This is a genomic window from Nitrospina sp. 32_T5 (assembly GCF_052156635.1).
In the GTDB taxonomy this organism is placed as follows: domain Bacteria; phylum Nitrospinota; class Nitrospinia; order Nitrospinales; family Nitrospinaceae; genus Nitrospina.
The window spans coordinates 168448-192743 of record NZ_JBQKUO010000004.1 but is presented as its reverse complement, the minus strand read 5'-3'; the positions used below and the strand labels follow the sequence as shown (position 1 = coordinate 192743).

Sequence of the window (24296 nt, the reverse complement as noted above, 5' to 3'; positions counted from 1 at the left end):
GGTAGATAGTTTGGCTGTGAGGCGACCTGTTCGTTGCAAGACCTGTTTCGGTCCACCCCAAACGGAGTGATCCCTCCATTTTCTTTTCTTTCCGGGTTTCTGGATAAGGAGCACCACCGCTAGTAGGCGGAAAACTGGCAGGGTTGAAACATGAAAAGCCGGTTGGTTACCAACATATATTTCCTGTTGGCGTTTGTCGCGTGTTTGATGTTCGGTTCAAGCGCGTTGGCCGGGCATTCATTGGGCAATGGTTTGCGTGTTCTGGAAGAGGTGGAATCGGGCCTTGTTGGGCTCGCGGAGCATACGTTGCCTTCCGTGGTCAGTATTTCGCCTTTCGTTCCGGAGGCGTCGGTGGGCACGCCGGAATCCCTGCGCAAGCGGCCGAACAATGCCGGCGCCGGTGTCATTGTTGACGGGCGAAACGGATACCTGATCACCAACGCGCATGTGGTGAGGAAGGCTGAAAAGATTAGGGTGACTCTTTACGACGGTCAGGAATATGTCGGAACCGTATTGGGGACCGACGAAGAAACGGACCTGGCGGTCGTTCATATCGATAGCGACGAGATCCTGCCGCAGGTGAGCCTGGGGGATTCGTCAAAATTGAAAATTGGCCAACTGGTTGTCGCCATCGGCAACCCCTATGGATTGAAAGAAACCTTGAGTCTTGGCGTGATCAGCGGTCTCAACCGGGAGAACATCAACCTTTCCCGTTACGAAGATTTCATTCAAACGGATGCCTCCATCAATCCGGGCAACAGTGGGGGGCCTCTCCTCAATATCCGTGGCGAAGTGATCGGAATCAATACAGCCATCATCAACTATGCGCAGAGCATCGGCTTTGCCATTCCCTCCAATGTCGTCAAAAACGTTTCACGCCAGATCATTGAGCACGGTGAGGTCAATCGCGGCTGGTTGGGTGTGGGTATTGAGAACGTTCCTGAAGACGTTGCCGCCCAGGTCAACCTCGCCAAAGGGCGGGGTGTGATGATCAACTCCGTTTTCGAGGGTCAGCCCGCCCACATGGCGGGACTCAAGGTGGGTGACATTATTTTGAAAATAGGGGGTTCCAATGTGGATTCCCCCAACGGGATGATCCGTCTCATCGGCAACGTTTCCCCCGGCCAGTTTATCAACCTCGATATCCTCCGCGATGGCGAGGAGCGAACGTATTCGATTCGATTGGGGCAACGCAAAGACCAGATGGAAATGGCGTCTCTGCAGCAAAACCCACTTCCCGAGCTTGGTTTCGAGTGGACGGAGCATGAAGCCGGAACCATGACGGGGGATCATGAAGATTCAGATAAGAAAAAAGAGGGCGTCCTTGTGACCCGGGTGGAACCGGGTGGGTCCGCGGACCGGGGCGGCCTGATGGTAGGCGACCTGATCACCGGCCTGAACGGCCAGGATGTGATCAATCGCGGTCATTTTGAAAGCATACTCCGGCAGAATCATGTGCGGGGGTCCATTTCGGTAACCGTTCAACGGGCCGATGAAGAAGTGAGCCTGACATTGAGCAGGAGCGAATAACCCGATGGGTTTTTCAATATAGGTTCCAAGATTCATTTATTATTTTTTAGCGGAAGAATCTTAGGAGGTAACTAATGGCAATCGCTAAATCAACAAAGTGGGTGGGGCAGCTTCTGGTTGTCCTGCTGGCCGCGCTGAGCCTGGGTATCACTCCGGCTCTCGCGAATCCCAAGCATGAGGGGCACGACGGCGCCGATCGTCCCGACTGGTTGAAGAAGCTCGAAGAGCAAGTCGACTACGAGGAGATGATGGAAGGCCTGGAAGGCAACCAGCAAAAGCTGGACAAAACCTTCCGCACCCTCATGGACAACCTGAAGGGCAAACTCCTGGAGCACGCCGTTCCCGCATCCTCAAGCGGTATGTTCCATGAGTCGTGGGCCGCGCATCAGTTGCAACAGGGCTACCTGTTGGGGCCGACGAAAGCTGCCAACAAGGTGTACCGGGGTGCACATTGTCCGGCAGGAGTGCCCACCAAGCACTACGATGTCAGCGCCATCAACGTGGAGATCACGTTGAACCAGTGGGGCGACTATTATCCTGGTTACATGTACGTGCTGTCCAAGGACATCGACAAGGTGCGTGCTGAGGAAGAAAAAAACGCCGCGGCGCGGGAAGAAGCCCTGGACCCAGGTGCGGTTCGGACCGGTCATCAGGGTGACGCCATCACCCCCATGGCCATTCGTGCCAACCAGGGTGACTGTGTGCGCATCACCTTCCACAACAAACTGGAGTATGAGTCTGCCGGTTTTCAGATCAACGGTTCTGCAATGATCATCAGCGAAACCGGCGAGCCGAACACGGCAGCGACCAAAGGTGCCATCATCGCCCCGGGTAAAACCCAGGAGTACGAGTGGTACATTCCGATCGACGAGCAGGAGGGCGGTCGCATGATCGTCAGCCACGCCGGCCGGGATCCCGCTTCTCTTGGTCTGGTGGGTGCGTTCATGGTTGAGCCGCGCGGTTCCGAGTACCTGAACCCGTGGACCGGTGAGCCTCTGGAAAACGGCTGGATGGCGATGATCACCAACAAGGACGCCAAAGACTTCCGTGAGTTTGTTATTTTCTACCACGAAGTCGGTGACGAGTCTTTCCGCCCGCTCAACCGCCACGGTGAGATGATCCCGCAGCGTGATCCGCAGACCGACTCGTATCGGCCCTCGGCGCGTGCGATCAACTACCGCAGTGAGCCGTTCGGTATCAACAACCTGGCAGTTCAGGAGAAGATGTTCCACTTTGAGGACGAATCCCTGGGCTACAGCTCGTACACCTTTGGGGACGCCCCGACCACGATTCCGCGGTCGTACCTCGGTGACCCGGCGAAATACCGCCTGGTGCACGGCGGTGGTGAGGTGTTCCACTCGCATCATCCGCACGGCGGCACCATCCGCTGGACGCGTTCCCCGAAACGGGAGCCGGGCCTCGAAAACCTGGTTACCGCAGCCTGGGACGGTCCCGTGAAATACCCGGTTGTCCGCACCACCACCGACCGCGTTGACGTGCAAGTCATTGGCCCGGCCGAAGTGGTGGACCTGGAGACCGAGTGTGGTTCCGGTTTGTGTCAGCGCCTGGCTGGTGACTTCCTGTTCCACTGCCACGTGGCGCACCATTACGTGGCCGGAATGTGGGGATACTGGCGTGTGTACAACACCCTGCAGGAGGGCAATTATCCGCTCGGTTCCACCGACGTGATGCCCCCTCTGCAGGAGCTGCCGGATCGCAAAGGCCGCATCCCTAGAGGTGTGACCTCGGACCAGCTGGTCGGCAAGACCATGGACTGGTTCGGCAAGCATTTCCAGATTGTTGATAAAGGCAATAGCGACTGGAACCGGGAATCCCCGGTCGTCAACGTGAAGGACTGGGTCAAGTACATGCTGCCGCCTCAGGGCAACCCGGGCCATACCGACGACGAGAAGGGTCAAATCCTGTCGTACGACGGTTCCGTACTGGGCTGGTCCTGGAAAGGCAATCAGGCTTTGTCCGAGAAGGAATCCACGTACAAGGTTCCCAAGTACATTTCTCCGCGCCCTGGCAAGCGGCACCCGCTTCAGTTCAGCCCGTTGACGGGCAAGCTGGCGTGGCCGCACCTGACGCCGCATTTTGGCAAACGCGTACCGTTTGCGCGGCATCATGGTGGTGCTCCGTGGCTCGAACCGTTCCACATGCTCCCCGATCCGAAGATTCTGCATTCCGAGTCGGGAAGTGGCCGGTCCGGTCCCAACGTGGAGAACTCGTCTCCCGCCAAACCCGGTGCGCACGGACGTTGGAGTCTGTGCCCGGAAGGTGCGGGACGCAAGCAGTACAATTTGCACTTCATCAACACGCCGATCGAAGTGTCGGGCGCCTATGGCAACACGCCTCCGGTTCTCGATAAGTACGGTCTGATCTACGTGATCGATGAAGATATGGCAGGGGTGAAAGCGGATCCGAAGAAAGCGATCCCGCTGGTCATCCGCGCCAACGTGTACGATTGTGTGGACGTGCTGTTGACGAGCGAATGGAATGACGATGACTTCACGAACTTCCAGATGTCGAAGGTGAACATCCATCCGCATTTCTTCCAGTTCGACAACCAGGCATCGGACGGCGTTATCACCGGTTTCAGTTACGACCAGTCGATGCGTCCGTACACGCAGTTCACCAAGAAAGAGAAGAAAGGGCATCATGTCGGTTTGCCGGTGCCCATGAACGCGAAGGTTTTGGAGGATACGAAACCGGGCGACAACACCGTGAAAATCAAGATGGCGGAGGGCGCGACCCCCTACCATGTTGGTGCGGACATCATTGTTGGCATCGAAGTGCCCAACAAGAAGGATGCGCGGTGGATCAAGAAAATCAGCCCGGATCCGAGCAAAGGCTTTGCTAAAGACGGTGTGTATACGATCACCTTCTCGGAGGGCATGAGCCATCCGCACAAGAAGGGTCAGATTGTTTCCACCGAATATGTGCGGTACCGCTGGTGGGTGGATGCGGACGTCGGACTGGTGTTCTGGCATGACCATGCCTTCGGTGCGACGACCTGGCCGCATGGCGGTATTGGATCGACGATCGTAGAGCCCTGGGGTTCGACGTATCACGATCCGAAAACCGGCAAGGAAGTACGCAGTGGCCCGGTTGTGGATATCCACGGCACCGAGCCGGTCGCGTACTCCCGAAGCGGTGCGTTCCGCGAAATCGTGGTTCAGTTGCACGATACGGTTCCGCACACGGCACAGCTGGTAAGTAAGGGCAACCCCCCGGGACTGTCGCGTGAGAACGCGATCGCCGCGGGTCAGTCGGTTTCCTTCCAGATGCCGAAAGACATGTTGGAAGTGGCGTTTCCGCATCTGAACGGCGGTACCCACACCACCGGCTCCGGTTTCAACTTCCGGGCGGCGTCCCTGACGTCCCGCCTGAGGGCGAACCCGAAAGCCGAATGGCTGTTCAGCAGTCTTAAACACCGCGATCCGGATACCCCGCAGGTTCGGGCGTATTTGGGTGACAGCGTTGTTTTCCGCCTGTTGCACGGCTTGATGAACGAGACCCATACGTTCGTTGTGTCGGGTCACGGCTACCGCCCCGAGCGGTACGACGGTGATTCCCGTGTGACGAACACGATCCATATCGGTATCGCAGAGCGGTACGATTTGGCCACGACGGCAGGCGGTTACCAGCAGATGGCTGGCGACTACCTGTTCTACAATGGCCGGACGTCCAAACTGTCGGAAGGCAGCTGGGGTATTCTCCGGGTCTACGATGAACTGCAGAAAGACCTGAAACTGTTGAACCCGCATGCACCAATTCCGAAATCGAAAACGGAATTGTGCCCGGCGGGCGCACCGGTGAAAAAGTTCAACGTGGTTGCTGTCAACAAGGAGCTCAAGTTCAACCCCAATGCGGATGACTACCTTGAGGTGGATTTCGAGCGCAAGCTGTTGCTGGCGAACCCGGAGGGCAAGGTGTTCATGCTGGAAGACGAAGTGAGCAAGGCTTCGGACGACGATGTGATGCCGCATCCGCTGACGTTGCGTGTCAACATCGGCGACTGTGTGAAAATCAAACTCACCAATCGTCTGGAGAAAAGCAACACTTCGTTGCATGTCAACAACATTGCGTTTGATCCCAAAGATTCCCAGGGGATCAACGTGGGCAACAACCCGGGAGACCAGACGGTCGCCCCAGGCAAGTCGAAGAATTATACCTTCTACGCGCATCCGGGATTCAAGATCAACGGATCGCTGATTTGGGACTTCGGCAACCTGGTTAGCAACATCCGGGATGGCCTGTACGGCGGTATCATTGTCGGCCCGCGGGGTTCCGTTTACCGGGATCCTGAAACCGGCAAGGACATCTCCCTGGGTAATTCCTGGAAAGCGGACGTCATCATCGATAAATCCTATCCGGAAAACGCGGATCTGGAGAACTATCGTGATTTCGCCCTGTACTTCCAGGACGAAGACAACATCATCGGTACGTCTTTCATGCCTTACCTGCAGAACGTAGCGGGCCTGACGGGCGTCAACTACCGGCTGGAGCCCTGGCTGTATCGGGAGTTCGAAGGTTGTGACTTCGGCAATATGTTCACGCCCTGCGTGGCTGCGGAAGGCGACCCGGCGACCCCGGTGCTCAAAGCTCATGCCGGAGACAAGGTGATGATCAACGTCTTCGGTGCCCACAACGAGCAGAACCAGATGTTCAACCTGGATGGCCACCAGTGGCGCCGTCATATGGACCAGGAAGGTTCCGATATGATCGACGTCGAGCAATTTGGTGGCGGTGAGTATATCCAGGCCCACCTGCGCAACGGTGCAGGCGGCACGTATCATAACCCGGGTACCTACCTGTGGTTGAATGCGCGGACGCCTTACCAGCAGGCGGGGCAATGGGGGTATTTCAAGGTCTTGCCGCAAGGCGACCGGTCGATCCTTCCCCTGGATGGAGCGACCCCCCAGGGCTTGAAATCAGCTCAAAATGTGGATGACAACAAACTGTCCATGCGATAGCATCGCTTGAGACATAAAAAACGAGGGGCCTCCTACCCGGAGGCCCCTTTGTTTTAAGTTTTTTCCATTTTGTGTTATGATTTCGGCTTTCGGTTTGAATCGAGCTGTAAGTTTTTGTGGGTTTCTGTTTCAGTTTTCAGTTAGTTTTTATTGCTTGAATGTTCAAGTATTAAGGAGAGAGAAGGAATGATTAAAAAAAGTTTGTTCCAGATTCTGGCAGTATCGACGGTGCTGGTCTTCTCGGCTTCGATGTCCATGGCAAAAAAGGGCGACTATGAGGAGGGCAGTGTCAGCAACGGTGGATCCATCAGTGGTGTGGTCAATTTCAAGGGAACGGTTCCCGATCCCATCATGGAAGACCTCAATAAAGGTAAAAACGTTGAGTTTTGTTCCACGCATCCTGACACCCAGGATGGCAACATCCGCCCTCGCCATAAAGTGGTTGTCAGCGGTGGCAAGCTGAAGGACACCGTGGTTTTCATCGAAGACATCTCCAAGGGCAAAGCTTGGGGTGGGACCATCAACTTCGATTTTGCCAAGTGCGACATTGAGCCGAAAGTAACGGCTGTACGCCGCGCTCCTCGTGGTGTTCGTGAAGGTATCATCCAGGTCACCAACCAGGACCCGGATATCCTCCACAACCCGCATGGCTATTCCGTAATGGGTGCCCGCCGCAAGACCCTGTTCAACAAGCCTCTGCCCAGCAAAGGCGACATTGCGGACGTCACCAAGAACCTGATGCGGATGCGCCCGGGTAAAGACCAGCATTTCTTCCTGCAGTGCGACCAGCACAACTTCATGGAAGCGGATGCTCGCGTTGTCTGGAATCCGTACTACGCTGTCAGCGGTGCTGATGGATCTTTCAAGATCGACCAGATTCCGGCCGGCAAGTACAAGGTAACCGCCTGGCACCCTTATGTAGGTGAGGTGACCCAGGAAGTGACCGTCAGCGGTGGTGCAGATGCGAAAGCGGACTTTACGTTGGAGAAGAAGTAAGCATTTCGCACGAGTAAAAATTAACAGCACCGGACATTGTCCGGTGCTGTTTTTTTTTTGACCCTTTTTTAATTTGTTTCCGGTTTCAGATGGTACGCCCAATTCCAACGAGGTGCACTCGGACCAGTGTTGAGCCTCAATGAGTCCGGGCCAAACCGCTTCTTTTTTGATTAACAAAAGAGCGGGAATAGGATATCCTCTGACCAGAAAGTCCTGAATTTGCACTGAGTTCGGTTTGTGGAACCCTTTGGATTTGTGAAGTGCACCAGAGCCGGGATGTCCAATCAGAAATTCCTATGTGATTTTTCATGCTACGAATTCTGAAATCACTCTTCCTCACAATTTTTATTTTGGCGGTTTTGCCATTTTCTGTAGGTGCCCAAGGCGAAATCGAACGAATCAAAAATAAATTCGATACCCTCATTAAAAAAGGCCGGCCCCTGTATCTGCACTACTGTGCGCACTGCCATGGCCTTTCTGGAAACGGCGATGGTTACAATGCCGAGCAACTGGAAAAATGGCCAGCCGAACTCTCCGACCCTGAATTTGTCCAGAAGAAGTCCAATGAGCAGCTTTTTCGAGCCATCAAACTTGGAGGGGAGGGCACACGCAAATCCCACCTGATGCCCGTATTCGGCCGCACGCTCTCCGAAGAGGAAATCTGGAGCCTCGTGGCTTACGTGCGGTATCTGGCCGGGGACCGTTCACAGCCGGTCAACCTTCCGGAGAATGTGAAAACCCAAAGGCCTCATGTTCCGTCCCTGGATTCCAAAGAAGTTGATGGATTCCGTTCGTGGTTTAAAAAGCATGGTAATGACCCCAAAGTGATTGGAGACGGGCGCTGGCTGTTTCGTGAAAAGAAGAGTTGTTTTGCCTGCCATACGGTCAATGAAGAAGGCGGGGTGGTGGGTCCGGATCTTTCCCGCGCCGGCTTCATGTACACACCGGAATGGATTTATGGCTGGATTCGCAGTCCGCAGCTGGTCAAACCCGAAACGAAAATGCCAACCATTGGTCTGGATAAACAAGAAGACCGTCTTATCACGGCATTTCTTTCCAGCCTCAGTGGAACGGAAATTCCCAAAGAGTGGAAAACCTATTTGGATAAAAAGGGGGATGCCGCCCGGGGGGAAAAGCTGTTTTACGATTCCAAAGGCAACGCCTATTGTTCCAAGTGCCACAGCATAGACGGCAAGGGCGGGAAGGTAGGGCCCGACTTGAGTTACGTGGGCGTCAGCCGGACGCGTCCCTTTATTCTGGAATCGATTCTCAACCCCCGGGAAGTGATCACCGTGGGTTATTCATCTGTGCTTATTCTTACCAAGAAAGGCCAGTTCCTGACCGGCGTTAAAATCAATGAAGACGACAAGTCGATCTATATCGTTGACAAGGAAGGGAACAGCATTCAAGTTGAGAAGAACGATATCAAAAAATATAAAACTCAGGATATCTCCATAATGCCCGGCAACTTTGGTGATATCCTCTCCCAGCAGGATATCCTCGATATTCTTGCATACCTGTCCACTCTGGAACCGCCCCAATCTCCGCCGGGAAAGAGCAACGTTTCGGTCGTCAACCGCTGATCAATCCAGTATCAGTTTGTACCAGCTTGAGACCGCTTTCCTGCTTCCCGATTCACCCTCGTTTCCATCCCAGGCGTTGAAAGCAATCGGCACTTCCTGTCCCGGTTGAAACTGAATGTCACGGTTCCTGTCGGACGTGGTGAGGGTGCGCTTCAGTACCAGCTGGTATTGCCCAAAGCGGAATGCCGCCTTGCCCTTCACTTCCTGGCTCATTCCCTTGCGGGACCATTGTGAAATGCTTTGCGCTGACCATTCCGTGACCTGATTCGGGTACGAAGTCCATTTCCAGAGCGTCACCGGATGGCCTGGCTCGCCGTTCAAAAAATGGGGCAGGATGTCGGAGTTCAGCGAAGCCGGAAACTGCAGTGCAAACCCATCCGGGATTTTTTGCGGCTCGGGCTTGGGAGGAGGCGGTTGGTCCGCCGGGTCCGCCTGCAGGTGAGCGGGCAGGGGAGGTGGAGGCGACTCCAGGACCTTTGCCGTTTCTTTTAGAATGGGGTCAAAGGTCGGGTCATCCCACCGGATGCGGAACGCGATTTCGCGTCCGTTGTGGACCGCCTGGACCCACAGGCTGTCCGTGGTGGTGAAGTAGGATTTGGGTTCTTCTTCCAGTTGACCCCCTAGCGGGAAATAGTAGGCCGTAACCGATTTCCACGCGGGGTCCTCCGGATCGTCGGGCAATGGACCCTCCACCCGTTCGGCGTGCATCTCATCCAGCACCTCCGGCTGAACCGCGGGCGAAAGAGTATATATGTAGTTGACGAGATCCCATACGGTCTCATCGGAATGTACGCGCGGTGACAGGCGTGGCATGGCGGTCAGTGACAATCCCGTCCGCAGAGTCTGGAAAAGGTCCCTGCGGGTGTGGCTCCGGCGGAAAAGCCAGGACTTGGTCAGGTTCCGCGGGCGCAACTGGTCCTTGGCGATGTTGACGATCTTGTGCGTGGAGGCGCCGTCGCTCCTGCCTTCCACCCCATGACAGCCGGAGCAGTTTTTAATAAACAATTTGCGCCCGCGCTCCTTGCTTTCCAGCGTAAAGGGTGCGGGTTCCGGAACCGGGATCACCTTGTGCGACTTTCCGCGTTTCTTGAATTTTTCAAATTTGCGTCCCAGGGATTTCAGGTAAAGCACCAGGCTTTCGCGGTCCACCTCCGGCAGGTGCTTCCATGAAGGCATGGTGGTGCCGGGCATGCCTGTAACCAGCATTTCGCGCAGGTCTTCATCCGTGGGGATTTTGCCGAAGGCGGTGGAGCGGAACTTGTAGTGACCCTTGGTGAAGTTGCGTGGCTGCGGGCTGGAAAAAGGGGCCGCGATACCTTTGCCGTCCCCTTTTGCTCCGTGGCAGTGGAGGCAATGCTTTTCGTAGACCTCGGTGCCCCGTTCCACGCTGGCTTTTTGGGGCTCATTGGGCACAAAGGGATACCGAACCGAATCGAAGAGATAGAGAACCACCTGCCAGATTTCCTCGGGTGTCAGTTTGCCTCCCCATGCCGGCATGGCGGACTCCCAGGGTTGATGCTCTTCAGGCAGTCCGCGGCCCCCTTTTGCGATCCGCCAGAAGGCGTAGTTCTCTCCCTTGTCCGGGTCGGCCACGAGCTTTCTCAGGTTGGCTGGAGCCGGACGGAACCGGTCCCCAAACACGCCCTGTCCGTCTTTCAGGTCGCCGTGGCACAGAAAGCAGTGGGTGAAGTACAGCTTGGCCCCGGCCTTTTTATGGTCCTTCAGTTTGGTTTTGTCGGCCCGGAGCGGGTTGTCCAGGTTGTGCAGGGAATAGGTGGTGGCCCCGACCGTGATGGTTTCCGGCAGGTCGGCACTCGTCGGGCTGGTGAACGCAAAAACCGGGCTGACGAGCAGGCTCACAAGCAAGGCGAGCCCCCCCAGCCCGGGCAGATACGTCCGTTGAAGTTTAACGATAACGGATGCAATCAACGGGTTACCCAGCGGAAAGTATGGTTCCGGATTGATTCCTCAACCCCTCAATGAATCGTTCCCGGCAATCGGGCGTCTTTCTTGATGCGTCCGGACTTGATCGTCTCGTAATAAGGCCGTTCGATTTCGTCTCCATTGAAATGGAAATCGATCTTCACGTCCTCATTCGGTCCGATCTTGATTTTCTGGGTCCGCACCTTCATCAGGTAATGCCAGGCATTGACGGTGTATTCCCCGGGGGGAATGTTTTCGATTTTGAAAGTACCATCGGCGCCGGTTTTGAAGAAGTAGGGATTCTGTACGCGGTAGCCCCAGGTCTGCATGAACTCGTGCATGCCGCAGATCATCTGAAAGATTTTATAGTGCTTCTGGAAATGCACCTTGCCTTCGGAGATTTCCTCTGCGGGAATGGGGATGTTCAGAATGATCTTGCCGCGTTCCTTCTGGTAAACCTGGCTGTTGTGCATCACCGCATCCTGGTTGTCCACGAAAAACGTCTCTCCCTGCCGGATCACGTTCACGTCCGGGTAGAATTTGCAATTCTCGGACAGGATGTTGATGGGCTTGGGCTCGAACGGTTTGCCCGCATCCACGTGCTCCAGCGTGATGACCACATCGCGCATTCCGCGGTTTTCATCCACGATGAAGTCGTAGAGAACGCGGTTCATTTCATCATCGGTTTCCACTTCGGCGCAGATGTCGAGGTTGGGGAACAGCACCAGGTGATAAACGCGGGGCTGGGGAATGGGGCCGTCCAGAATGGCCTTTCCGGAAACCGAGCCGCCGTTGTTCACTTCAATTTCCTGATAAGCCCAGGCAGAGGGGCCGAAACCCAGCATGAGGATAAACAGGGCGGTGAACGCGCAACTCATTTTAACGGAAAAATGTTTAATCCAATTTTCAAACATGGTAACGACTCAGGAAAGCTTAAGGTTATTGGTTCTGTGATACCTGTTCGGCCAACTCGGGAAAATCGAAATGAATTTCCTGATTGGCGCTGGAAACTTCAACTTCCCGACTCTGCGTTCCCAGAACTTCGTGCCAGACATTCAGGGTGTAATTTCCCGCAGGCACATTGGGGATGGTGAACGCGCCGGATTCCACGGTGGTGGAATAATAAGGGTTCGGGGTCACCACAATCCATGCCTGCATCCAGGAATGCAGGTCGCACTCGACTTTCACGATCTCCGCTTCTTCAAATTCCTGGATGTGTTCCTGCCCCGGAATGAACATCAGGTTGATCGGGTCGTTGTCGAAGGAATAGGTATGAATGTTGTGGTTGATCGGATCACTGGACAGGATCGTCAACTCGCTGCCCCGCGGCATGGCGACCACATGCGGTTCGTAGCGGCACTTCGTCTGATCCAGAACGAATTCGCCCGAGGCAGCTTTGCCTTTGAGGGCATGGCCTTTTTTCTCCGTCAGCCAGACCACGGCGTTCCGTACGTTTTTTCCTTTTAAAAGAAGGGTCTGACCGGCAAACTCAGCACCACACGCCTTGCTGTATCTTCCGGTTTTATGGATGGTCGCAGGGGGCGGCGTTCCGCTGAATGTGACCGTCCCTTTGAGCTCGGACGCGGACGCGGTTCCGACCAACGCAAACAGGCTGAGTGTGAGAAAAAAACCTTTAAACATATCGACTTAAGCCCTACAAAGGAGTATTACTAACGAATCATATCTCAATCCCCAGGCAAGTGCAAGGGGGGACTTGATTGGCGGCATTTCCTGATTTTCAGGCGCTTTTGTCAGGTTCGCGCGGCCCATCCCACTCCTAAAGTCTAACCTGTCTGCATTAAACGATTCTTAACCGGAGATGAAAAACACTTAATGGAAGACGGACCGGATTTGGCTTTGATTCAGCCTCTCCGTATTTTAAAATGATGAAAAAGGTGCCCATTTAAAGTGCAAATCCGGGCTCTCAACCGTAGCGTAAGGAAGGAATGAGGACACCATGAAAAAATGCGCCATTTTCGTCACAGCGTTGTTGTTGATCTGGCAGACTGCCTGGGCGGCGGTACCCAAAGCGGGAGACCCGGCCCCGGGTTTTTCCCTGACCTCTGTGGACGGCCAGCAGGTTTCGCTGGGCGACTTCAAGGGGAAGGTGGTTCTGGTAGGCATGTTCCACATATGCGTTCCCTGCATGAACCAGGCTATGGAATTTGAAAAAGTCCGTAAAGAACTTGGTGATAAGGTGGCCATCATTGGTATTAACACCAGTGGCGATTCCAAGGAAAAGGTCGTGGATTACCTTTCCCAGTTCCCGAGCCAGGTGGACTTTCCCTATCTGCTGGATCCCAACCACACCGTCCACCAGAAATATGTCCAGCGGGACATGCCGACCGTGCTGGTCATCGACTCCAAAGGTGTCATCCAGGCACGCAGCCCCGGGGTGGGTGCGGATCAGTTGATCCCATTTATTAAGAAATTACTTTAAATAAGTATTTTTAAATTTTTAATATTAAATGAAATAATTGATACCATGTTGTCCGGTGCGGTGCCCCGGCTCCCTTATCTTTGCCTTGTTTCTGGTCCTCATTCAGGGCGGGTGGTTGCTTTTACCTTCCGCTGCAGGTGCTTTCGACTGGCGCTATGAGGGGCGGTTTCTGGCCGCCTCGGAGTACCTGTGGGACGCGCCCCCTCTCTCCAACGACTTCAACCACCAGGTCCAGCTGAGAAACGGCCTCGTGGGCGATATCTGGAGCGACGACACCTCGCTCCTCGACTTTGAATTCACCTTCCAATCCGAATATCGCGGCGGAGCCATCGAGCAGGTGGGCCTGGTGGACGAATGGGACCTGGACGTGTTCCGCGGCTGGCTCCGCTTCGAAAAAGACCAGTTTCGTCTGCGGGGGGGACGTCAGGCCATCCTGTTCGGTCCGGGCCAGTTGTTCCGTCCCCTCGGTGTGTTCGACGACCGCCTCATATCCGGCGTCATTCCACAGACCACCGGCGTGGACGGCCTCCGCGCCACTTACTTCACCGGCCCCACCTCCAAAGTGGAAGGATGGGCCATTCCCGCACGTTTCAACGAACGCATCATTTGGGGACTGCGCGGCGAGCGCCAGATTGGTATTCTGGAGACGGGCCTCTTGCTTCAATACAAGCCGGTCACCGATCTTGAGTTTCTGCCCAGCCACAATTTGGAGTTGTTCCAGTTCGGGTACCATTTAAAAGGGACGCAGGTGATTGGATTCTGGAACGAGGGCCGGGTGGACATCGAGCAGAACAAGCCGGGGAAGCCGCTCCGCTTCGACATGGTCGCGGGGGTCGACTACACCTTTGACATCGGGCAGGGGCTGCACGTCCTGCTGGAATATTTTTTCCGTACGCAGGAACCCGGGTTCACCGTCGAAGACGTCAAGCGGGAACGCACCCTTCACGAGTTGGGATTGCTGATCGATCAGCCCGTCGGCATTGCCACCGTCTGGCGCTTCTTCGCGTTCTACGATATGCGGGACCGCAGTTTCCAGATCGCACCGCAGATCGAGCACAATGTGTTCGGCCAGGTCTATCTGTACCTCACCGCGTTGATCGGCGGCAGTGTGGAAGGCGACAACCGCACCGGCCGCCTGTTCCGGCAGACCCCGGTGTTCAACGGCACCGAGTCGCGGGTCGGGCTCACGCTGGTGTGGTTTCATTAACATTTCAATGGGAGTGCGTGCATGTTCTTGATGCAGGACGTGACCAAGGTGTACCGGGTGGGCGAGCAGGATTTCACCGCCCTGCACGGCATCTCCCTCGAAATCGAAAACGGTTCCTTCATGTCGTTCGTCGGGCCGTCCGGCTCCGGCAAGACCACCATCCTGAACCTGCTTGGCGGGCTGGACAGTCCCACCTCCGGCGAGGTGCGGTTTCAGGGCAGGGCGCTCAGTTCCATGTCCCGCGACGAGTTGGCCGCCTTCCGACGGGACCATGTCGGTTTCATATTCCAGTCTTACAACCTGCTTCCTGTCTACGATGTGTACGAAAACGTCCTGTTCCCCCTCCTCCTCATGGGTAAGGACGAAAACGAAGTGAGGCAGAAAGTGAGGGACCTGGTAGACCGGGTGGGCCTGTCGGAGCAGATCAACAAGAAACCGGCAACGCTTTCCGGAGGCCAATGCCAGCGCGTTGCCATCGCCCGGGCCCTGGTGAAGGAACCGGCGGTGGTGCTGGCAGACGAACCCACCGCAAACCTCGACGCTGAGAACTCGTACCACGTCCTTGAACTGATGCAAAAGCTCAACCGTGAGCTCGGTGCCGGCTTTGTGTTCAGCACTCACGACGAGAAAGTGACGCAGTACGTTCGCCGGGAAATCCGTCTCGAGGACGGATACGTAAAAACGGATGAGGTGCGCCAGGTGGGAGGCGAGGCGGCATGATCTACGACATGGCGTTCAAGAATTTCATTCGGCAGGGCATGCGCGCCTGGCTGAACGTGCTGGTTACCGCACTCATACTGATTGCCGTCATATTCTCGCTTTCCCTCCTCAACGGCTTCCAGGCACAGGCGTTGCGCAACATGTCCAGCACCGATGTTGCCGGGGGCCATTACCGCGTGCCCGGCTTCGACATCCTGGAGCCGACGGAGTGGGAGGACCAGACCCTGCAGGTCCCGGAACAGCTCGCGGACCTCCCACACTCGGAAAAAGCCGAGGTGCTCGTTCAGCAGGGGCAGTTGTTCCCCAACCGGCGCCTGTTCCCGGTGCAGTTGCGCGGCGTGGAAATGGAACAGGCCCTGCTTGAGCTGCCGCTGGAACCCCTCCGGCGTGAAAGTCCGGAGGTGGGATCGATCATCCCCGTCATTCTCGGAAACAAAATGGCGGAAAAATCACACCTGGCGGTGGGCGACGTGGTGGTGCTCAAGTGGCGCGACCGCCACGGTGCAGTGGATGCGCTGGACGTGCGGGTGGTCGATGTTGTGCCGCTCATCAATCCACGCATCGACGAAGGCGTGGTGTGGATGCGGCTGGATCACCTGCGCAAAATCACCGACCGGCCGGGCGAGGTCACCTGGGTGGCGGTGAAGGAGCCGATGGGCGTCATCGAGGGATTCGAGTTCCAGTCAGTGGAAATGCTGATGCACGATCTCATGACGCTTCTTCGTCATGACCGGAGAAACACGCGCATTCTGTGGTTCATCCTCATCTCGCTTGCCGCCATCAGTGTGTTCAATACACAGATTCTCAGCGTGTTCAAACGGCAGAAAGAAATCGGCACCCTCATGGCATTGGGCATGACGCCGCAGTGGGTGGTGCGACTGTTCACTCTGGAGGGAAGTTTCGCCGCGCTTCTCGCGGTGGTGGTTGCGGTTCTGCTCGGCGTTCCATTTTTCATCTGGTTTCAAGGTGTCGGTTTTGACGTATCGCACCTGAGCGAGACCGGGTTCCCGGTGCGCGAAAAAATATTTCTCGACATCAATCTCTGGGAAGTGATCACCTCCACCCTCATAACTGTCGCAATTGTCATTGCTGTTTCCTGGGCGCCGGTGAAAAAAATAGTACGGTTGGACCCGACGCAGGCGTTGCGCGGGAGGGCCATCACGTGATCCATTTCATCTTCAAAGGCATCCTGCGCGACAAAAGTCGTTCTCTGTTTCCGTTTCTCATCGTCACCGTCGGTGTGGCACTCATGGTGGGTCTCCTCGGGTTCATGGACGGAATTTTCATGGGGATGCTGGACATGTCGGCGAAACTGGACACCGGCCACCTGCGCTTCGTCAACAAGCCGTTTTATAAAGAAGAGCATCTCGTGCCCTTGGACCGGGCTCTGGCCGACCAGCAGGAAACCCGCGAGTGGCTGGAAGCCAACAGCGATCCGCGTATCGAGTGGACCCCGCGCATCCGCTGGGGAGCGTTGATGGATGTGCCTGACGAGGAAGGGAACACCGTGAGCCAGACGCCGATCACCGGCATGGCGGTTCAGCTTTTGAACCCGACTTCATCCGAGCGGGAGCGGCTCGATTTGAAGGCCTCCGTCATAACGGGGCGCGTTCCCGAAAACCCGCATGAGATGCTGGTGGGGTTTCAGTTGGCTGAATCTCTGGGGCTGAAACCCGGATCCATGGTGACCCTGCTGGGCCAGACCTTCGACGGCGGGCTCGCCACCGACAACTATTCGGTGACAGGACTCATTCAATTCGGTGTCACCGCCATGGACAAGAAGATGGCGCTCATCGATCTGGCCGACGCCCAGCACACGTTTTACATGGAGAACATGGTGACCGACTGGCTGGGGTACCTTCCCGCTTCGGTGCCGTATGATGAGTTTGTGGACATCAAGCAGGCCATCGAGGGAAAACTGCCGGACCTGCGGCAGAATCCGCCGGAACAGTGGGCGAAGGATGATTTTCCCATCGCACTCACCATCCTCGACCAGAGAAACATCGGTGAGATCGCCCGCAAGTTCGAACTCATCCGCGGCGTCATCGTGCTCATCTTCACCTTCCTCATGGTGCTGGTGTTGTGGAACGCGGGCCTGTTGAACGGCATTCATCGTTACGGCGAGATGGGCCTGCGTCTGGCGATGGGCGAGACGCACAAGCATCTGGTGGCGTCGATCACGCTGGAAGCGTTTGCGGTGGGGGTGCTGGGTTCCATTGCCGGGTGCGTGGTCGGGGGTCTCGTGGTGTTCTACCTGCAGGAGGTGGGGGTGGACATGGGCGATGCCATGGCCAAATCGGGTTTGATGATCAACGACATTGCACGCGGCCGGATCACGGTGGAGGGATTTGTGCGGGGCATCGTTCCGGGCATGACGGCAAGTGTGGCGGGCAGTCTGTTCGCCAGCCTCGCCATCTTCAAACGTTCCGAGGCCAATCTGTTCCGCGAATTGGAAGTGGGGTGACGATGAGCTGGAAATGCTGGATCACAAATACTTCGTTGGGGTGGGTCATGGTTTTAACATTGGTTTCCACGGCTGCGGGGCAAAACGGGATTCCCGAGGAATGGAAGAATCTCGATCCACAGAAGCTGGTCGAAGCCATCGATGCCAACCTGTGGTCTCCCACCAAATACGTCGAAGGACGGCTGATTGTGGACAACGGCCGCCGCGTGCGTACGCTTGAGATGAACACGTGGATGGAGGGCATCGTCAAATCGTTCAGTCATTACAAGTCTCCCCCGCGCGAGCGCGACACCAAGATGCTCAAGATAGACCGTAAGCTGTGGCTGTATACCCCGCAGACCGACCGCATCATACTCATTGCCGGTCACCTTCTGCGCCAGTCGATGATGGGAAGCGACCTGTCGTATGAAGACATGCTTGAGGATGAAAAGCTAAGCGATGCTTACATTCCCAAAATTGCGAAGGTGGAGGAATTCGAAGGGGTGAAAACTCTGGTGCTGGACCTCACTGCGAAGGACCCGGAAAAAACCTACCAGTTTCGAAAGGTGTGGACCGATCCGGAACGCAAGATCGTTCTGCGCGAACAGCGTTTTGCCAAGAGTGGAAAACTTCTCAAGATGATCGACTTCAAAGGCTACCGCATTATTGACGGCCGTCTGTTCCCGCGCAAGATGGTGTTCCGCGACATGTTGAAAGACAACACCAGGACCACCTACATGTTCGACCACATCGAGTTCAATTTGGACATCCCTGCAAAGTATTTTTCCAAACGGATTCTCAAACGGTGAGGATCAGTCGAACCAGTTCGGCTCCAGACTGCGCACGGCGGCGATGACATCGTCGGGCGAGTCCACCACCCGGGCCTCCGTACGTTTGAATTCTTCCCAGATGTGATCCTTGTTGAGGAGAACGATCGGTTTTCTGTATTCCAGCGCCAGTTGAACCTCCGAACGCGTACCGGGTCCACCGGGAAAGCCGATCACCACGTCTGACGTCAGCACGATGATGTGGTTCCTGCTGGCCACGCCTTTTCCCTGGATGCCCGACATGTGCAGGTGAGTGTAGATGGGAATGTCCACGAAGTCATTGGGGTATCCCGGAGGCGTTTTGTAGTGGCTGCGCATTGCCGCACGGTCGCAGGCGATCCCGGAGGGCAGGATGCCGATGACCTTTCCCTTGCGGTGCGACACCTGGCAGAAAGCCTGCGCGGTGGATTCCATCACGCCGCCCCCGCCGCCCGTCACCAGGTTGAATCCCTGTTCGGCGATCCACCGCCCGATGGGCCACGTCAGTTTGGCGTATTGATTGGTGCCGGAACCGATGATTCCGACCTGAACGTTCTTTTTAGCCATTCGTTTCTTTAATTTGCGAATCGTACCCAACCAGTGCGAGATAGGTGAGGAGCGATTCCAGATGCGCTTCCGAATTGCCCGATGCCGATTCGTAGTCGTGGGTTTTGAGCCGTACCTCGTCGCCGCGCCGCATCAAATGATACGCCAGTGAGGCCGTTTCCGAGACGCGTTGCTCCAGCACGCTGGAAGCCACCATCCTTTGCGTTTCCGGATCGATGATATTCAAAAACAGGGTGAAGCTGTGAAACCCTCCATGCGCGAACTCCTTGACGCGCAGGTTTCCGGTTTTGGCGCTGGATTTCCAGTGGACCGCGCTCAAGGTGTCCCCCGGGCGGAACTCGCGCAAGGCGTAAAGGTCGTCCCCACTCTGGCTGATCACCCCTTCACCTTCCTCCGCGATGTCTGTTGGGTCCGGCAGTTCCACCGGTTTGATCACCGGATACACCAGTGTTTCGACATCAACCGGAACCAGCTTGGTTTTCATGAAGAAGCCGAAGGGAAACCGCGTCCGAACCTGAGCGAACCGGATTTTCAGCGGGCCCCGTTTTTTTGCGGTCACCAGAGCTGTTTTCTCCAGCATATCTCCGGGAGGAATCTGGAAAAAATACAGGGGGGGAGCCACCGAGTACCGACCCAGAGAGTCTGCCGGGAATTCCACGTAACAGGAATACGACGATAATCGTTTTTTGCAATTCTGGACTTTGATTGGGACCGGGTAGGCGTCACCAGGGTAGATCGATCTGGGCAGACTGGCCCAAACCCGGATATCCCGCAACGTGTGCTCGGAAAGGATACCCGAAACCACGATGAAACTGCAACACATGGCAAGGATCAGGTACAGAAGGTTGTTGCCGGTGTTGATTGCCCCCAGCCCGACACCGAACACGAGGAAGATGAATCCACCACCCTCGCGGGTAAGGTGGAGCGTCCGGTTGTAAAACGAGACGGTGAAAACCGGTTTGTGCTCATTGGGCTGGTTCATGGAATCACCCCGCCGGGGAAGATGCCGGATGGTAGAAATGATGGTTTGATTTTAAACCGGAATTTCCATTTTATCGACGATTTCCATGATGACCGCGGAGGTGTCCGCCGCCGTGCGCTTGTTCATGCCGTGGTGGTTCTGCGGGATGACGCGGTGGCACAGGACGGGAATGGCGAGTTGCTTGATGTCGTCGGGAATGCAGTAAGTGCGACCGTGCACCAGGGCACGGGCGCGGGCGGCCTGTTGCAGAATCAATCCGCCGCGAGGACTGACACCCAGCGACAGGTGCTTCGATTCGCGGGTGGCCGTCACCACGTTCATGATGTAGTCGATCAGTACCGGTTCCATGGTCACCGCCTCCGCCTGCTTTTGCAGGTTCAACACATCCTCACGCGAGAGGATGGCCTTCACATCCTTGATATTGCGCGATGGAGACTGAGTACCGAGCAGTTTGCGTTCTTCTTCCGGATCGGGATACCCCATCGACAGGTACATCATGAAGCGGTCGAGTTGCGATTCCGGAAGCGGATGCGCCCCATGGCTTTCGATGGGGTTCTGCGTGGCGATCACCATGAACGGGTCTTCCAGGTCGTAGGTACGATTGTCCACCGATACCTGCTTTTCATTCATGGCTTCAAGCAAAGCACTCTGTGTGCGCGGCGATGAGCGATTGATCTCGTCCGCCAGCACCAGGTTGGCGAAAATCGGGCCACGGTTGAACTCGAATGTGTTTTCCTTCTGATTGTAAATGGAGACGCCGACGATGTCCGAAGGCAGGATGTCGTTGGTGAACTGGATCCTGCGGAACTCGAGGCCCAGGGATTTCGCGAGTGCGAAGGCCAGCGAGCTTTTGCCGACACCGGGGACGTCTTCGATCAACAGATGTCCCCCGGCAATCAGGGTGATGATGGTGTTTTCAATGACATCGGATTTGCCGATGATGACGCTTTCGATATTGGACTGGAGGCGGGCGATCGCCGCGGTCGTGGGACTCATGAGTTCAGCACCTCAAGAACTTTCTGCATGTCTTCCATCACCGCCCGCCGGTTTTCCAGAGTGTAAAAGCGGAGCAGGTATGCCGGATGAAACGTGAGCATCAGCTTGATGCCGTCGAATTCGTGCCAGGTGCCGCGTTCCTTGGTGATGGCCACCGACCGGCCCAGCAGGGTGGAGGCGGCGGGTTTGCCCAGCGCCACGATCACCCTGGGCCGGATGGCCCGGACCTGCTCAACCAGAAACGGTTTGCAGGCGTTGATCTCGTCGATCTCCGGATCGCGGTTGCCGGGAGGACGGCACTTGACGATGTTGCAGATATAGGTGTCTTTTTCGCGGTCGAGCTTCATGCCCTTTTCAATTATCTCGGTCAGCTTCTTTCCCGCCCGACCAACAAACGGAAGGCCCTGCGCGTCCTCATCCGCTCCCGGGCCCTCGCCGATGAACAGCAGTTTCGCGTTGGGATTTCCGGACCCGAAAACGATGTTCGTGCGTGTTTCCGACAGTTTGCAACGCGTGCATTCGCCCAGCTCGTTGCGTACTTCGGTCAGGCGGGTCATGGCATCGGGCTGGATCATGGTATTGCCGGCAGTGCGGGATTGAGGAACGGGAACGGAAGACGCGGGCATGGATGCGGGTGGCGCGGAAGCCCTCAAGGGGCCCACGGCAGAGGTCCGGAAAGAGGTTTCCAGTGCCTCCAGCAGGGGGACGCGGTCCATGCCCTGGTCCTTCAAAAAAACCAGGTAATCCTTCAGTTGTCGCAATAAAACGGCTCTTTCGGCTTCAACCCCCATAATAAAAAAGGATAGCAGAAGATGGAAGGCAGTCAACCGCTAAGGGCGGGGCCGGAACTTGCCCGGCGATTTATAATTGTTTTGGTTTCACGCTTTATTTATAATTTCCTCATCTCGAACAGGAGGCGACGATGTCCGGTCTCAAAAGCGCATGGGAACTCAGTCTGGAAAAATCCGACAAAATGGTCCCGGGGCTCAAAAACAAGAAAAAGCTGACCGACAAGCAAAAACAGGAAATTGACGCCATCCGCAAGGAACACAAGGCCCGGATTGCGGATAAGGAAGTGATGCTTCAGCACCAGCTGGACCGGCTTTCGGAGCGAACACGGCCCGAGGACCTGCATGCGGCCTCCGAGGAACTCAAACGGGAATTTGCGACAGAAAAGGAACGCCTGGAAAAAGAAATGGAGCAAAAAGTAGAGGCGATCCACGAGTCCCGTAAATGATCAAAGGGCCCGCCATTCCCCCCTTTTTCACCCTTAAAACCAGGAAACCTGAAATCGCACCCGGCTGCCCGGTGCGATGGTATTCAATATGAGAACGGAAAGCATGAAAGATATTGTCAAATACCTGGTGGTGCAGGCTCTCAACCGGGTCAAGGAACAGGGCGGGCTCACTTTGGACACGGTGCCGGACCTCGTCATCGAGGAGCCGAAGGACGAGTCGATGGGCGATTTCGCCACCACCATCGCCATGCAACTGGCCAAGCCGGAAAAGAAAAATCCCAGAGAGATCGCCCAGAAAATCTGCGAAGAAATCAGCACCGATGGCGGGCAGGTGGAGTCGGCAAACGTTGCAGGCCCGGGCTTCATCAACCTGAAGATGACGCAGGATTTTTTCCGCGACCAATTGAAGGAAGCCGCAGGAAAAGGCAAAGAGTTTGGACGCTGCTACGTTGGGGAAAACAAAAAGGTGCTGGTTGAGTTCGTGAGCGCCAACCCGACCGGTCCGCTCCACGTAGGGCACGGACGTGGTGCCGCGGTCGGCCATGCGTTGTCCTGCATCCTGAAAATGGCTGGATTTGTAGTGTCCACCGAATACTACATCAACGACGTCGGAAACCAAATGAACACGCTCGGCCGCTCCACATGGATCCGCTACCGGCAACTGCTTGGTGAAGACGTCGCATTTCCGGAGGAGGGGTATCAGGGCGACTACATTAAGGACATCGCCAAGGAGATTATCGAGCGCGACGGCAAAGCCCATCTCGAGAAAAAGGACGAAGACGCCCTGACTTTTTTCCGCCTTCATGCAACCGGCTCCATTCTCGAAGGGATCAAGGAGGACCTGAAAGAGTTTCGCGTCGAGTACGACCGGTGGTTCAGCGAGCAGATCCTGCACGAGGACAAGTCTGTGGACCAGTCCCTCGAGTGGCTGAAGGATAAAGGTTACATCTATGAAAAGGATGGAGCGACGTGGCTCAAGACGGCGGAGTTCGACGACGATTCCGACCGTGTCGTCATAAAAAACGACGGCGAGAGGACCTATTTCTGTGCCGACATCGCCTACCACAAAAACAAGATCGACCGTGGCTTCGACATGATCCTGGACCTGTGGGGGGCCGATCACCACGGCTACGTACCGCGCATGCAGTCGGTGCTCAAGATGATGGGTTTCGATGAAAACGTTTTCAAGGTTCTTCTCGTGCAGTTCGTCACCCTGCGGCGCGGTGGCGAGAAGGTGTCGATGTCCACACGCTCCGGCGAGTTCGTCACCCTGGCGGACGTGGTGAAGGAGGTGGGTGTGGACGCGACGCGTTTTTTCTTTCTCATGCGCAGTTCGGACAGTCATCTCGATTTCGACCTCGAACTGGCGAAAAAGGAAACTCCTGAAAACCCGGTGTATTACATCCAGTATGCGCATGCGCGCATTTGCAACGTGTTCCGCACCGCGGAAGAGCAGGGTTTCCGCCCCGAGGACTGGGCTGAAGGGGAGTTGTCACCTCTCACGGAAAACGCCGAGATCGCACTCATCAAGAAAATACTTGCTTATCCTGAGGTCATCGAAAAAAGTGCGGTGGCCCAGGAAGTACACCGCATCCCGTTTTACCTTCATGAACTGGTGGCGATTTTCCACAATTATTACGCCCACCACCGCATCGTGACCGACAATGCGGAGCTCACCCGAGCCCGGCTGTTTCTGATCCACGTTCTGCGCAACGTCATTGTCAGCGGGCTGACCCTCATGGGCGTCACCGCCCCAGAGAAGATGTAGCCCGGTTCCAGTAATACCGCTCCCCTTCGCAATCAGCGACCCGCAGGCATCAGGGGTCCATGGTTTTTAATAAAATTTGTTTAAATTTTAAAAAATCATGTTATACTTGTTCCACATTT

At 55.9% G+C, this 24296-nt stretch carries 19 protein-coding genes; 12 read left to right on the top strand and 7 right to left on the bottom strand.

Translation table 11 applies throughout. From position 1 onward, the window contains the following. The first annotated feature begins 150 nt into the window (after nucleotides 1-150). The 4 genes from ACTRW9_RS12170 (at nucleotide 151) to ACTRW9_RS12155 (ending at nucleotide 9088) form a co-directional block, all read left to right on the top strand. Entirely contained in the window at nucleotides 151-1530 is a 1380-nt protein-coding gene (locus ACTRW9_RS12170; protein WP_442429560.1) for a trypsin-like peptidase domain-containing protein, read from the top strand. A 74-nt stretch (nucleotides 1531-1604) separates the two neighbouring features. Next, nucleotides 1605-6509: a multicopper oxidase domain-containing protein gene (locus tag ACTRW9_RS12165; protein ID WP_442429559.1), complete on the top strand. Its 4905-nt coding sequence runs from the start codon at nucleotides 1605-1607 to the stop codon at nucleotides 6507-6509. A 186-nt stretch (nucleotides 6510-6695) separates the two neighbouring features. Beyond that, entirely contained in the window at nucleotides 6696-7505 is an 810-nt protein-coding gene (locus ACTRW9_RS12160; RefSeq protein ID WP_442429558.1) for a carboxypeptidase-like regulatory domain-containing protein, read from the top strand. A gap of 308 nt (nucleotides 7506-7813) precedes the next feature. Beyond that, nucleotides 7814-9088, top strand: coding sequence for a c-type cytochrome (locus ACTRW9_RS12155; protein ID WP_442429557.1), 1275 nt, complete (start codon nucleotides 7814-7816; stop codon nucleotides 9086-9088). Here ACTRW9_RS12155 and ACTRW9_RS12150 read toward each other — a convergent pair whose 3' ends face one another. Genes ACTRW9_RS12150 through ACTRW9_RS12140 form a run of 3 tightly spaced genes read right to left on the bottom strand, consistent with a single transcriptional unit; the run spans nucleotide 9089 to nucleotide 12652 of the window. Beyond that, a complete protein-coding gene (locus tag ACTRW9_RS12150) occupies nucleotides 9089-11017 on the bottom strand; it encodes a c-type cytochrome (protein ID WP_442429556.1) in 1929 nt (642 codons plus the stop codon). Nucleotides 11018-11064: 47 nt separating this feature from the next. Beyond that, nucleotides 11065-11925 carry a hypothetical protein gene (locus ACTRW9_RS12145; protein WP_442429555.1) on the bottom strand — a complete coding sequence of 287 codons (861 nt, stop codon included), beginning with the start codon at nucleotides 11923-11925 and terminating at the stop codon, nucleotides 11065-11067. 25 nt (nucleotides 11926-11950) lie between these two features. After that, a complete protein-coding gene (locus tag ACTRW9_RS12140) occupies nucleotides 11951-12652 on the bottom strand; it encodes a hypothetical protein (RefSeq protein WP_442429554.1) in 702 nt (233 codons plus the stop codon). 316 nt (nucleotides 12653-12968) lie between these two features. Between ACTRW9_RS12140 and ACTRW9_RS12135 the strand changes: the two genes are divergently transcribed. The 6 genes from ACTRW9_RS12135 (at nucleotide 12969) to ACTRW9_RS12110 (ending at nucleotide 18630) form a co-directional block, all read left to right on the top strand. Next, the gene (locus tag ACTRW9_RS12135) at nucleotides 12969-13451 is read left to right on the top strand and encodes a peroxiredoxin family protein (protein WP_442425324.1); all 483 of its coding nucleotides are present in this window, start codon (nucleotides 12969-12971) and stop codon (nucleotides 13449-13451) included. A 115-nt stretch (nucleotides 13452-13566) separates the two neighbouring features. Next, nucleotides 13567-14658 carry a hypothetical protein gene (locus ACTRW9_RS12130; RefSeq protein WP_442429553.1) on the top strand — a complete coding sequence of 364 codons (1092 nt, stop codon included), beginning with the start codon at nucleotides 13567-13569 and terminating at the stop codon, nucleotides 14656-14658. A 21-nt stretch (nucleotides 14659-14679) separates the two neighbouring features. Beyond that, on the top strand, nucleotides 14680-15378 hold the full coding sequence (locus tag ACTRW9_RS12125) for an ABC transporter ATP-binding protein (RefSeq protein ID WP_442429552.1): 699 nt from the start codon (nucleotides 14680-14682) through the stop codon (nucleotides 15376-15378). After that, nucleotides 15375-16544 carry an ABC transporter permease gene (locus tag ACTRW9_RS12120; RefSeq protein WP_442429551.1) on the top strand — a complete coding sequence of 390 codons (1170 nt, stop codon included), beginning with the start codon at nucleotides 15375-15377 and terminating at the stop codon, nucleotides 16542-16544. The genes ACTRW9_RS12125 and ACTRW9_RS12120 overlap by 4 nt, the downstream gene beginning before the upstream one ends. Continuing rightward, nucleotides 16541-17842: an ABC transporter permease gene (locus ACTRW9_RS12115; protein ID WP_442429550.1), complete on the top strand. Its 1302-nt coding sequence runs from the start codon at nucleotides 16541-16543 to the stop codon at nucleotides 17840-17842. Before ACTRW9_RS12120 ends, ACTRW9_RS12115 begins: the two co-directional genes overlap by 4 nt. Nucleotides 17843-17889: 47 nt before the next feature. Further along, complete coding sequence (locus ACTRW9_RS12110; protein WP_442429549.1) at nucleotides 17890-18630, top strand: outer membrane lipoprotein-sorting protein; 741 nt, start codon at nucleotides 17890-17892, stop codon at nucleotides 18628-18630. Between the two features lie 3 nt (nucleotides 18631-18633). Here ACTRW9_RS12110 and ACTRW9_RS12105 read toward each other — a convergent pair whose 3' ends face one another. The 4 genes from ACTRW9_RS12105 to ACTRW9_RS12090 are packed head-to-tail and all read right to left on the bottom strand — an operon-like array spanning nucleotide 18634 to nucleotide 21933. After that, on the bottom strand, nucleotides 18634-19194 hold the full coding sequence (locus ACTRW9_RS12105) for an LOG family protein (RefSeq protein WP_442429548.1): 561 nt from the start codon (nucleotides 19192-19194) through the stop codon (nucleotides 18634-18636). Next, nucleotides 19187-20176: a DUF58 domain-containing protein gene (locus ACTRW9_RS12100; RefSeq protein ID WP_442429547.1), complete on the bottom strand. Its 990-nt coding sequence runs from the start codon at nucleotides 20174-20176 to the stop codon at nucleotides 19187-19189. Before ACTRW9_RS12100 ends, ACTRW9_RS12105 begins: the two co-directional genes overlap by 8 nt. Nucleotides 20177-20227: 51 nt before the next feature. Beyond that, entirely contained in the window at nucleotides 20228-21172 is a 945-nt protein-coding gene (locus tag ACTRW9_RS12095; protein WP_442429546.1) for an AAA family ATPase, read from the bottom strand. Further along, entirely contained in the window at nucleotides 21169-21933 is a 765-nt protein-coding gene (locus ACTRW9_RS12090; protein WP_442429545.1) for a uracil-DNA glycosylase, read from the bottom strand. Before ACTRW9_RS12090 ends, ACTRW9_RS12095 begins: the two co-directional genes overlap by 4 nt. Before the next feature lie 161 nt (nucleotides 21934-22094). Between ACTRW9_RS12090 and ACTRW9_RS12085 the strand changes: the two genes are divergently transcribed. Both ACTRW9_RS12085 and argS read left to right on the top strand, forming a co-directional pair. Further along, on the top strand, nucleotides 22095-22409 hold the full coding sequence (locus ACTRW9_RS12085) for a hypothetical protein (RefSeq protein WP_442429544.1): 315 nt from the start codon (nucleotides 22095-22097) through the stop codon (nucleotides 22407-22409). A 103-nt stretch (nucleotides 22410-22512) separates the two neighbouring features. Further along, nucleotides 22513-24177, top strand: a complete 1665-nt coding sequence (gene argS, locus ACTRW9_RS12080) for an arginine--tRNA ligase (protein ID WP_442429543.1) — start codon at nucleotides 22513-22515, stop codon at nucleotides 24175-24177. Nucleotides 24178-24296: the final 119 nt, after the last annotated feature.

Coding starts and splice junctions, on each gene's coding strand:
- ACTRW9_RS12170 (WP_442429560.1), top strand. CDS start 151: ATGAAAAGCCGGTTGGTTACCAACATATATTTCCTGTTGGCGTTTGTC.
- ACTRW9_RS12165 (WP_442429559.1), top strand. CDS start 1,605: ATGGCAATCGCTAAATCAACAAAGTGGGTGGGGCAGCTTCTGGTTGTC.
- ACTRW9_RS12160 (WP_442429558.1), top strand. CDS start 6,696: ATGATTAAAAAAAGTTTGTTCCAGATTCTGGCAGTATCGACGGTGCTG.
- ACTRW9_RS12155 (WP_442429557.1), top strand. CDS start 7,814: ATGCTACGAATTCTGAAATCACTCTTCCTCACAATTTTTATTTTGGCG.
- ACTRW9_RS12145 (WP_442429555.1), bottom strand. CDS start 11,925: ATGTTTGAAAATTGGATTAAACATTTTTCCGTTAAAATGAGTTGCGCG.
- ACTRW9_RS12140 (WP_442429554.1), bottom strand. CDS start 12,652: ATGTTTAAAGGTTTTTTTCTCACACTCAGCCTGTTTGCGTTGGTCGGA.
- ACTRW9_RS12135 (WP_442425324.1), top strand. CDS start 12,969: ATGAAAAAATGCGCCATTTTCGTCACAGCGTTGTTGTTGATCTGGCAG.
- ACTRW9_RS12125 (WP_442429552.1), top strand. CDS start 14,680: ATGTTCTTGATGCAGGACGTGACCAAGGTGTACCGGGTGGGCGAGCAG.
- ACTRW9_RS12120 (WP_442429551.1), top strand. CDS start 15,375: ATGATCTACGACATGGCGTTCAAGAATTTCATTCGGCAGGGCATGCGC.
- ACTRW9_RS12110 (WP_442429549.1), top strand. CDS start 17,890: ATGGTTTTAACATTGGTTTCCACGGCTGCGGGGCAAAACGGGATTCCC.
- ACTRW9_RS12105 (WP_442429548.1), bottom strand. CDS start 19,194: ATGGCTAAAAAGAACGTTCAGGTCGGAATCATCGGTTCCGGCACCAAT.
- ACTRW9_RS12100 (WP_442429547.1), bottom strand. CDS start 20,176: ATGAACCAGCCCAATGAGCACAAACCGGTTTTCACCGTCTCGTTTTAC.
- ACTRW9_RS12095 (WP_442429546.1), bottom strand. CDS start 21,172: ATGAGTCCCACGACCGCGGCGATCGCCCGCCTCCAGTCCAATATCGAA.
- ACTRW9_RS12085 (WP_442429544.1), top strand. CDS start 22,095: ATGTCCGGTCTCAAAAGCGCATGGGAACTCAGTCTGGAAAAATCCGAC.
- argS (WP_442429543.1), top strand. CDS start 22,513: ATGAAAGATATTGTCAAATACCTGGTGGTGCAGGCTCTCAACCGGGTC.